Source organism: Sphingobacterium olei (genome assembly GCF_005048855.1).
GTDB classification, from domain to species: domain Bacteria; phylum Bacteroidota; class Bacteroidia; order Sphingobacteriales; family Sphingobacteriaceae; genus Sphingobacterium; species Sphingobacterium olei.
The window spans coordinates 614681-625755 of the sequence record NZ_SUME01000002.1 but is presented as its reverse complement, the minus strand read 5'-3'; the positions used below and the strand labels follow the sequence as shown (position 1 = coordinate 625755).

Genomic DNA, 11075 nt, shown 5'->3' with positions numbered 1-11075 from the left:
ATAAAGCAATGAAATCTGCGAGTATAAAAAGTGTGTTGATGTTAGTGGTGGCCGGCTTTGCCGGTATCACGGTCGGTTTGGCGCAGCAGCGTAAGACGGGCGAAAAGGCCTACTTCACCGGTACGGCGCAAGGGCTCTACGTGGAGTTCAATGACGTGGCGGTGGCGCGGATGGGGCTGACCGTTATGCGGAAAAGCAAGGCGGACGCCGATTATGTGCCTGTCGGAAGGACTGCCCGGCCGACCAGCGGTGCTGATTTTTACCGACGGATGAGCGATGTGGTCGATTTGTTTCCGGGATACAGCCTACCCGCTACGGAGCTGGCGGATTCGCTGTGGCAGGTATGGAGTGGTCAGGACGCGGCCTCGTTATTGGGTGTGCGTAGTCCGATCATCCATTTGGCGCTGGGCCTGAGCTTTTTGGATACCGGCGCTGTAAGCGGCGAAACCTATGCCTATCAATTCACAGGCAAGGCCGATGGATCCCGTTTTGGATCAGAGTGGGTGGACTATGAACGGACATCGCCGGCATTTTCCCCGATGAGGAGCACCATTGTTGACCCCGGAGAAAGCCGGCCATACCTGGAATGGCAATCCGCGCAAGCGAACGGGGCCATGCAATTTGACATATGGCGAAGGGTAAGCGGCACGGCTACCGATTTCGAAAAATTATTCACGCCGTCTGGCGTAGTCGTGAATGCCAAGGGCGATTCGCTTACCTACTTGGTCACCGATACCACGGCGCTATCGGGTGTGCGGTACGATTACTACATTGCCAGCAGGGATATCTTTGGCAACCCCGGCAATCCCTCGGATACCGTTACCTTGCAGGTAGGCGGGCGTCGGAATATCGAAACGGCGTTCAATGTGCAGACCCAGGCGGTAGACAACGGCATACGGCTGTATTGGGAGCCGTTGGAGCAGCGCTATAGCCTGCAGAACATCGTCATCCTGCGAAGCGCTGTGTACGACGGGGGGTACGAAACCATTGCTACTGTGCCCGTAACGGATACCGCCTACGTAGACCTCGACGTGCGCGGGGGAAAGAGCTATTACTACCAGTTGTTGATACAGGGCGAGGCCAATTTTTCCCTAGCGTCGCCGCGCGTTTCTGGCATCTATCAGGGCGTCGTGAAGCTATTGCCGCCCCAGAACCTCGAAGGCAAAGATACGCCCGAAGGCTGCCGTTTATCGTGGTACTATGCTGATACGGTCAATCTGCGCGGTTTTTACGTGTATCGCACCACGTCCCCCACATCGCCCTTGGAGCAGGTAAGCGGACTGCTACCCCCCACGGCGGGCCTCAATACTTATGTAGACACTGCACAACGGGCAGCGGGTGGCCATGCGTACTACATGGTTGCTGCCGTATCTACCACCCAATCGTTGAGTCCACCTTCCGCCGTCATCGAAGTACTGCGGTCTGGTACGAACGAAACCGTGCGGTTAACCGCACCCAGCCAGCTGAGGCCGCTTTGGCTCACCGATACAACGGTTTCGCTCACCTGGTTGGATTTGCACCGCATTTCTGAGCACGTGGCTGTTTACCGGGTGTACCGCAAGGACACCGATGATGGAGCATTCGGGGAAAAAGCATGGCTGGAAACCGATATGAACGAATTTGTCGACACACTGACCCACGGGCAGCAATATTGGTACGCCATCCGATCCGTTGATGCCAGTGGTACGCTGAGCGCGCTGAGCCCGGTAGTGGTCGTAGCCTCCCAATATCAGAAACCCCTGCCGCCAGGGAGTGTGCGATTGATGGCGGGCGACGGCGGCGTGGTAGTTAACTGGGACACCGATGGCGCATCGGGCAACATTCATTCGTATCGCATTTACCGGGCGCTGGCCGCAGGTGGTACGGAAATGATTGCCGACGTTGAATCCGTGGGAGAACAGCAAAGCTATTTAGACAAAACGGCAAAAGCGGGCAATCGCTATTATTATTATGTCTCGAGTGTCGATAAACGCGGAATTGAAAGTGAAGTAAGCGAGGAGGTTTCGATTACGATGCCTTAACGGCGCCTAACCCTACCGGCCTCCTTGCTTGGCGGCGGGTATTGGCACGGATGTGAACAGCTCCCTCAATCAAACGGCTCACTCGCTCATTGATACGCTATACCGGCGCATTGTTGGAAATAAAATCTGAGGCATGACTTAGGTTTGTGTAGTCATTCGTTAAATATAGATGTTATGAACAGACTTTCACTATGCATCGCAGTTGTCCTATTGACCATGGCTTGCGGCAAAAAAGACAACCCTCAACCCGAAAATGAGTTGACTTACAACGGGCAAGCCATCACGTTAGCCAGTGCCAGCTATATCATCGCCAATGACTACGAGTCGCTGGAGGTATACAGCGAAGACCAGCAATGCATGATCAACATCCTTTTGAGTAAGCTTGGCAACGAGGTGGCACAGGGCACATACACCTATGCCAATCAGAATAATAATCCAAACTACAATCCTTCGGAAAACTTTTGGTATGGACACATCTTGGTGGCAGATGAACCGGTGGATGAAGTGGTTTCCGGTTCGGTCAGTATCCGCAAAACAGGAAGTAATTACCAAATAACATTCGATTTGGTTGCCGAAAAGAGCACGATCAAAGGAAGGTATGCAGGGCCGGTGAATATTAGCCCATAAAATGAGAGCACGATTAAGACGATTTGTAAGATAAGGTGCTGTTTTGCGATCAGGGCGGCTGGAAAAATATTATACAAGAGATAATGAGCACGATACGGTTCATTGACTCTAAAAAACTAAGCGAAATGAAATTCAGTTTAACATGGGTATGGATAGTGGCATTGGGAATTGCGTTGGGATGCAAAAAGGAAGGTAATGGCCCACATGTGGCGCAGTGTGCGCTGCCAGATTATAAGGCGGTTTCGCAAGGCGATTTCGGCCGGCCATGCGGTATAGCGGTTTCCAAAAGCGGAATGGTCGCAGTGAATGCATATAACGGATTTGGCGAATATGGTGGTGCATATGGTATCCTTGGCAAAACCAGGGTTTGGCGCAATTACAGTGACTTTCTGGCTAAGGCCGCTCCTGTGGCTGAATGGGACAACCGAGGGGCTGAGGCGTTGGCTTTTGACAGCGATGATAACCTATATGTGGCCGAAACCGAGCAGGTTGCAGGCATTGCCGTTTATCGTAAACAGGTGTTTACGATTTCTGGGCGACCAGACGTTGTCACTTACCACTATGTCAAAACTATACAAGGCGGATTTGTGAACCCGCGAGGTCTGGCTTTCGACAGCCAGGACAGGCTCTACATCGCAAATGATGGCGTGGGAAACATCATCCGGATGAATAGTCCGCTTACCTCGGATGTGAAGCAACCCATCGCCTCAGGTTTTGGCAATGTCAAAGGGTTGGCCATCTATCAGGATACGCTGTACACCACAACGTTTGGTGAAGACGTCGTGATGAAGCATACTTTAAATGGGGATGGGTCGTACGGTACAATTGTGGGCATTGCGAGGGGTATCGCCAACCCGGTCGATATAGCTGTAACGGATGGGGTGTTGGTGATCAGTTCGCCGGTATCTGGCATGGTTACCCTCCTTAACCCACAGGGGTTCAACGGTCCATCCGTGAGTTACGATGATTGTGTTAAGGAAATAGCTGTAGGTCGCAATTTGTTCGGATTGGCGTTTGTGCCCACGCCAAGCAATGGTGTGGGCTTATTGGCCGCCCATCTCGATCAGAATAAAGTGATTTTTTACCAACCATAATGATTGAGATTAAATTATTACACCATGAAAGCACTTCAAAAATTAATATTTTCTGCCATGTTGATCTGCCTGATGTCGGCATGTAAAAAAGATAACAACCGTCCAGACGAACAGTCAGGAGATGTGACCATCCGTGTCGAAACGGCCAGCGGAATCACCTATAAGGTGTATGTCAATGAAAACCTGGGTAGCTACAAAGGCATCCTGGTGATGGGTAGCGGCAATGACCCTGGAAATCCTAGTCCCGGCAGCTTGGACGGGGGGCTTGAAAATAACACCTGCAAGAAAGCAGCAGAAAACGGTTACGTGGCTGCCGTGGTGCAATACCGCGCTACACCCGGGAATGCCGATTGGAATGGCAGCGCCACCATGGTAGGACAGGATTACGCCACGTGCATCAATGCTTTGTCGGCAAAATATGGAGTGGACAAGTCCAAGTCCGTGGTGGGTGGTGTATCGTATTCTTCGGCCATGCTGCTTACCAATATCGTCCTTTCGGAAACCCTCAAACACACCAAAGGACTGCTCGCCTCCTGCTGGACGGCTGATGCTTGGAGAGCACAAAACTTCAAAATTCCCGTATTCAACATCGTATGCAACTGCAACTGCGATGGCGGCGGGCTCACTGGAGCGGCGCTTATGGCGCAAATTAACCCGGCAGTAAAAGCGCAAAGTGAAGCCGTGGTAGACAATAGTTGCAATACACATTGCGGCGGCAATTGGGTGGATCCGCTCTATACGAAAATGACAGCTTGGTTAAATTAAATCACATAACATTCAAATTCCATGAACACAAAACAATTTTCCCTCGTACTGGCCATGTGCATGATGTTACTTGGCGGGGTACAACATGCAAAAGCACAATTCCCCGTGAAATTCGGCATTGGATTGGAAGTCGGTCTTCCGCTTACAGAAGGCTTGGCGGAACACATGCTGGGTATCGGTGCCACGTTAAATGCCAGCTATGCTATGCCATTCCACGAGCCCTTGGACGTGATTGCCTCTGTGGGATACCACCGGTTTGTGTATTATGAAAGACTCGAAGGCGTAAATAATCCGCAGTATGTGCCCATAAAACTGGGAGCGCGATACAATTTCAATACGGCTTTTCCCGTGTTTGCCAAATTGGAATTTGGTCCGGTGATTTCCCTCCAGGATGCTGAAGTGGGAGAAGGCACGAGCTTCCTAGTTTCACCGGGTGTTGGTACCCTATTTGGTCCCGTCCGTGCCGAGCTGAAATATGAGGAATGGATGAATTCAGGAATTGCGGACTTTGGGCTACTCTCCCAATCCTTTTTGGGACTCAAATTCACCTATGAATTCTAATATGCACCGCACACACCGTGTGATTAATTATTCGAAATATGAAACATCTTATTACCTATATCTTTCCATGGTTGGTCGGGCTGCTGGCGGTGGTAAGCTGCAAAAAGGATGGTACATCATCCGACCAACAGGATAACCTGGCCAACACCCTTTTATACGGTCATTTTACCGACGATGCCCTGTCAGACGATAATAGGCTTTTTGCTATTAGATTGCATGAAGGGGGTAAATTCACCTGGTACGATGCTGTCAATACCTTTTCTGGCGAATGGTCGCAGGAAGGGAATAAGGTTGATTTTAGGTTTACCGAAGGCGCATTCAACCGCTGGAGTGCGACCAGAAATCGGGATGAGCTGGTGGATATCATCGGCCCAACTCCTGCAAATTATTTTCACTTGGTCAATATCCGTATAGCCGGTGCCAGTGGCCCTAACTCATTGAAGGGAACTGAATGGCGGGAAATCAACGAAAATAGCCAGCTAACTATTTTTCCCGGCCAGCCGGAAGGCTTGATGCAAGTTGTCGGGGTAAGACTGCGAAGCTTGGGTAGCGATGGCTTGATTTTTAAGCAAGTGGATAGACAGGTCTTGTTGCCAAATGACAGCTATGCTGGACAATATCTCACCATGCTCATTACGCATGGGAATTTCTTGGTCATGTATTGTTATGAGCCCACCCCTTATTCAGGGATGAAGAAGTTCACAACTTATACTTACCTATTGAAGTAATAGAAAAGCAAAATGAAACAAGAGGAAATAAAAAATTAATACATGAAAACATTAGCAAGAATATTATTCGTCGTCTTATTGCTGGGAGGTGCGTCTGCCTGCAAAAAGGACAATGTCAATGCGGGCTTTGATCTTAATGAAGATATAGGCGGATACGTAGTCATTGGCAAAATAACGCCTGTAGAAAATATCCAATCCACGTTTATGATCACATTCGACCCATTGGTCAAACGCGCAACATTCTATGATGGCTCCTCGTATATTTATTCGCACCGTTTTACGGTGAGCGGGAATGAAGTGCACATCGATATGGATAATCAGTATTTGAAAATCAGTATCAGGGAGGGGGCGATCGCTTCTTGGGATGCTGGCGATTCGGAGTTTGCAGCCAATATTGTGGACAACTCACTTTCCCTACACAAGATACCGGATAGCAATGTACTGCCTGGCCAATACGAACGTACCCAATGGGCAACTAATATTCCAGCGTATTTCATTCCATATTTCAGCACCCATCTGGCGGTATCCACAGACAGTTTTGTGTTTGGTGTAGACGATGACACTGAGCCGACAACAGCATATGAATTGATCAATAATATGGCAGCAGATCACCTCACGTCGGTAATGTCCAACGATGTCCGAATACGAACCCTGATGATCAGGATAGGTAATCACATGGAGGTGGTGCGTGTGCGGTCGTTTTTTAGCAACGGGGCCATACAAGGTTTTGAAAGCACGCAATATGGACGCAAGTAAAGGAGAACGGATCGATATGCTTAGGCTTTTCGTGTCGAAGACTCGCGCACAATCAATTCTGTTTTTAAAGTAATCACCTGATGATCGATAATGTCAAAGTCTTGATCCTGAATATGTTGAATAAGCATTTTGGCGGCCGCTTCTCCCATTTGTACCGCTCGGTCGTTAATAGTGGTTAGGCTGGGTTCGATTATCTGCGCAATAGGATAATCACTAAAACCGACTATTGCGACTTGTTCTGGTACGTTTATTTTTCGTTTATTAAGAACCTTTACCATACTGGCAGCTGTGTAGTCGTTAGCACAAAAGACACCATCAGGTAGCGGATTTAATTCCAATATTTTTTCAGCACATGTTAGCCCTTCTTGATAACTTAAGCTATGGGTCACAAAAATATGGTCGTCCCTAAGAGGCAGATGGTATGATTTAAGCGCTGCTTTATACCCCTCTAGCCGAGCCCTGAAAATTCCGGTCGATTGATTACCAGCTATATGCACGATATTCTTGCAGCCGATCTTTATCAAATGTTCCGTTGCGTTGAATGCCGATTCAAAGTCATTAATCGTAATTTTGTTGGTGTCGAAAGTTTCTGGTGTTCGATCGTAGAAAACGACAGGAAGTTTAGTTTTAATGAGTTTTTTGAGATGATCAAAATTTTTGGTTTCCATCGCCAAACAGATAATCATACCTTCTACCATCATGTTTTGTAGATTCTGAATGATCTCTTTTTCCATTTTGTAGGAATCTTTGGACTGAAAGATAATAACATGATAGCCACTTTTATATGCGCAATCTTCAATGCCGCTAATCACACGGGAGTGAAAATCAATATCTATCCTCGGAACGATTATACCTATAGACTTTGTTTTTTTGCTTCTAAAACTTGAGGCAATTGCATTAAGGCGAAAGCCAGACTGCTCAGCTCGTTCAGAAACAAGTTTTTTGGTAGCCTGACTTATTTTGGGGTGATCAGCAAGAGCTCTTGATATAGTTGAGGGCGAAAGATTGAGTTCTTTGGCCAGATCTTTTATCGTTATAGGAGTTGTTTTTTTTCTTTTCATCTCTGTCAAACTATTGCCCGATGGTTAGAGTTGTCCTACTGCAAGCGGGCAAAATAACATAAGGTAAGTATAGCAAATAAAGATAAGTAAAATTCCAACGCCGTGCTGTTTTAGTTCTATTTTGTGACAAACGTTTGCATTATTTATGTGCTTTCAGTATTTTTTCAGCATTTATTTTTTATTTGATTTATTTATTAATATTCTATAGATCAATTATATATGATAAGTATTGTTTGTTATTTATATTTAATAATGATAAAATTTTTGGGCAAATGTTTGCATTAATAGTTGTTATTAAGTAGTTTCGATTAACATTTTATAACCTCGATAAATGATGATATATGAGTTTAGAAACCAATCCTAAAATTTCTTTAAGCCCAAAAAGAAATCAAGCAATCATTAGGTGGGTAGCCTTGGTTGCCTTTAATTTCCTTCTCTTCCATTCTGTATTGGCACAAACAAGGACAGTATCTGGAAGAATTACCGATGGCCAGACAGGGCTAGCCATATCAGGGGTCAGTGTGGTCGTCAAGGATGGGGCTCAGGGGGTGAGCGCCGGGCAGAATGGTGAATACAGTATACCAGGTGTAGCTGATAACGCTGTCTTGGTATTTTCCATCTTAGGCTATAGTACACAGGAAATCAGTCTTAACGGACGATCCGTACTTAATGTTTCTTTGCAATCTTCCTCCAATGAAATTGAAGAAACTGTGGTGGTGGGATACGGACGTCAGAAAAAGCGAAACTTGACGGGATCGATTGTTTCCGTAAATAGCGAAGAGATCGAAAAAACAGCATTACAGGATCCAATATCTATTTTGCAGGGACGTGCAGCGGGTGTTCAGATTACATCCAATTCGGGCGCTCCAGGTAGCGAGATGACTATTCGCGTGCGGGGTAGCTCCTCGCTGAATTCAGGAAATAACCCACTTTTTGTTGTTGATGGTATTCCGATCGAATCGGGATCCATGTCCAACCTCAATGGCACGGAGGGCTTCGGATTAAATCCTTTGGCCGCCATAAATCCAGGAGATATTGAATCAATAGAAATATTAAAAGATGCGGCATCCACGGCTATCTACGGTTCGCGAGCTGCGAATGGTGTGGTGATGATCACCACTAAAAGAGGGGCGGAGGGTAAGGCCATTGTGGATGTTAATTTAACCACCGGCGTAAGTGAGTTAACGCGCAGGTTAAGTGTGTTGAATGCCACACAATATCGTCAAGCTATTATCGATTCATATAATAATATGGACAATCCGGAAGAGCCCTTCTGGACGATTTTGGATTCATTGAGTGCAACAAATAACGGAGATGTGGATTGGCAGAGCGAGTTGATGCGTGTGGCACCACAGTATAAAGTAGATTTATCTATTCGAGGAGGAAGTAAAACAACGCAATACGCTTGGAGCACATCGTATCTGGATCAAGATGGTATTATTTTGAATTCCAATTTTAAGCGACTCACCTCCCGGTTGAATACAGATTTCAATATTACGGATAAGCTGAAAATTGGTCAAAGTATTTCATATACGAATGCCCTTAATAATAGGATCAATGCTGCCGGTGCCGGCAATTTAAGTGTGATCCGGGAATTGCTGGTCCGTCCACCTATTATGTCTATGTACTTGCCAGATGGTTCGTTAAACGGTTATAGTTTAGGGAGACGGAACCCGGTAGGTATTGCCAAATATGCGACAAATTTAAATAAAAGCAACCGGATAATAGGTAGCCAATACCTCGAGTATCAGATTATACCCGACCTTATTTTCAGAAGTAATTTAAATTTCGACTTCACATCCATGAAGGAAGATGAATTCATGCCGACAATACTGGATTACAGAGAAGGTTATAATACGGGTGCAGTTAGAAGCAGTACCAACATGAACTGGGGGAGTGAGAGCTTTTTGCGCTATACCAAAACAGTCAATCAAGATCATAATTTTGGAGCCTTGTTAGGGTTTAGCTTACAGAGCTGGCGCTATGATCGTACAGGGCTAAACGGCATGTTTTTTCCAAGCGATAATATCAGGACATTGAATGCTGCAGGTACGATCTCTAACAAAGATGCGAATGGTGTAGATATCAATGTTGCTTCCGAACATGCGATGCTGTCTTATTTTGGTCGTGCGTCCTATGATTATCAAGGGAAGTATCTGGGAGAAATCAACCTACGTTCCGATGGTTCATCTAGATTCGGTAGGCAGAAGCGATTTGGTTACTTTCCTTCTGCATCGGTTGGTTGGCGCTTCTCACAAGAAGATTTCTTCAACGCTAACGTAGTCAACGATGGTAAGATACGCTTCAGTGTAGGTAAGACGGGTAATGAGGCCATCGGAGATTACACCTCTCAAGGCGAATTTGTTGTTGGTGCCAATTACCTTGACTTTTCTGGCGCAGCTCCTACGGTTATGCCGAATGAAGGCTTAACTTGGGAAACGACGACACAATATAATGCAGGTCTGGATCTGGCGTTTTTTGCGAACAGAATCACCTTTACAACCGATTTGTATATTAAAAATACCGACGACCTGTTATACGACGTTCCTATTCCTACAACAACCGGATTTGGCAGCTTTATGCAGAATATCGGTAGTATACAGAATCGTGGTGCGGAGTTCTTGCTGACCACTAAAAATATTTCCCGTGAGAAATTTTCGTGGGCAACAAACCTTAACATCAGTTTGAACCGTAACAAAGTCTTATCACTACCGGAAAATCTCTTGACAAACGGGTATATCCAAAATGGAGCATACCATATCTTACAGGAAGGGTTGCCTATCGGCGTATTCTATGGGTGGCGCTTTGACGGGGTATATGCTCGTGATGAAGACAATGTGAATGCGATCACGCATGGTGCATTGGGACCGTTATTTAAGGGTGGCGATCCCATCTGGCACGATCTAAATGGCGATGATTTTATTACGCCTGATGATCGTCAGATCATTGGTATGGCCGAGCCTAAGTTCTTTGGAGGCTTTGGTAACGACTTTACGTACAAGAACTTTGCATTGAATGTGTTTTTCCAGTTCTCATACGGCAATGATATCTATAGCGCGATAAACCAGGAACGGAATTCTATCGTGCGTTATAACAACCTATCAGCAGATGCACTGAACAGGTGGCGAGAGCAAGGTGACGTCACAAACTACCCAAAACCGGTGAGGGATGACCCAAAGCAGACAGATAGCCGTGTGTCCAGCAGATGGGTAGAAGATGGTTCTTACATCAAATTGAAAAATGTTAATCTAAGATATACGTTTGCCAATAGTTTAGTGAACCGGATCGGACTGCGTAAGGTCGATGCTTTTGTAACTGGTACCAATTTGATCACATGGACAAAATACACTGGATTTGATCCAGATGTCAATTCCTTTTCTGGCTTGCGTGTCGGTGTGGATCAAGGTTCTTATCCGCAAAGCCGTATGTTCATTTTCGGGTTAAATATTGGTCTTTAATAGA

At 46.3% G+C, this 11075-nt stretch carries 9 protein-coding genes; 8 read left to right on the top strand and 1 reads right to left on the bottom strand.

The features are described from left to right. The first annotated feature begins 8 nt into the window (after positions 1-8). From FAZ15_RS06830 to FAZ15_RS06800, 7 genes are all read left to right on the top strand, one after another. On the top strand, positions 9-2021 hold the full coding sequence (locus FAZ15_RS06830; protein ID WP_136900556.1) for a fibronectin type III domain-containing protein: 2013 nt from the start codon (positions 9-11) through the stop codon (positions 2019-2021). Between the two features lie 174 nt (positions 2022-2195). Beyond that, entirely contained in the window at positions 2196-2648 is a 453-nt protein-coding gene (locus tag FAZ15_RS06825) for a hypothetical protein (protein ID WP_136818695.1), read from the top strand. Positions 2649-2773: 125 nt separating this feature from the next. Further along, complete coding sequence (locus FAZ15_RS06820; protein ID WP_136900555.1) at positions 2774-3742, top strand: NHL repeat-containing protein; 969 nt, start codon at positions 2774-2776, stop codon at positions 3740-3742. 24 nt (positions 3743-3766) lie between these two features. Continuing rightward, positions 3767-4507 carry a hypothetical protein gene (locus FAZ15_RS06815; protein ID WP_136900554.1) on the top strand — a complete coding sequence of 247 codons (741 nt, stop codon included), beginning with the start codon at positions 3767-3769 and terminating at the stop codon, positions 4505-4507. Positions 4508-4528: 21 nt separating this feature from the next. After that, the gene (locus tag FAZ15_RS06810; protein WP_136900553.1) at positions 4529-5068 is read left to right on the top strand and encodes a hypothetical protein; all 540 of its coding nucleotides are present in this window, start codon (positions 4529-4531) and stop codon (positions 5066-5068) included. A gap of 38 nt (positions 5069-5106) precedes the next feature. Further along, positions 5107-5796 carry a hypothetical protein gene (locus FAZ15_RS06805; RefSeq protein WP_136818699.1) on the top strand — a complete coding sequence of 230 codons (690 nt, stop codon included), beginning with the start codon at positions 5107-5109 and terminating at the stop codon, positions 5794-5796. A gap of 42 nt (positions 5797-5838) precedes the next feature. Beyond that, positions 5839-6552 carry a hypothetical protein gene (locus FAZ15_RS06800; RefSeq protein WP_136900552.1) on the top strand — a complete coding sequence of 238 codons (714 nt, stop codon included), beginning with the start codon at positions 5839-5841 and terminating at the stop codon, positions 6550-6552. 20 nt (positions 6553-6572) lie between these two features. On the opposite strand, the gene FAZ15_RS06795 is transcribed toward FAZ15_RS06800, so the two are convergent. Continuing rightward, the gene (locus tag FAZ15_RS06795) at positions 6573-7613 is read right to left on the bottom strand and encodes a LacI family DNA-binding transcriptional regulator (protein ID WP_136900551.1); all 1041 of its coding nucleotides are present in this window, start codon (positions 7611-7613) and stop codon (positions 6573-6575) included. A 341-nt stretch (positions 7614-7954) separates the two neighbouring features. Here FAZ15_RS06795 and FAZ15_RS06790 point away from each other — a divergent pair, with 341 nt between their 5' ends. Next, entirely contained in the window at positions 7955-11071 is a 3117-nt protein-coding gene (locus tag FAZ15_RS06790) for a SusC/RagA family TonB-linked outer membrane protein (protein ID WP_136900550.1), read from the top strand. The last annotated feature ends 4 nt before the right edge of the window (positions 11072-11075 follow it).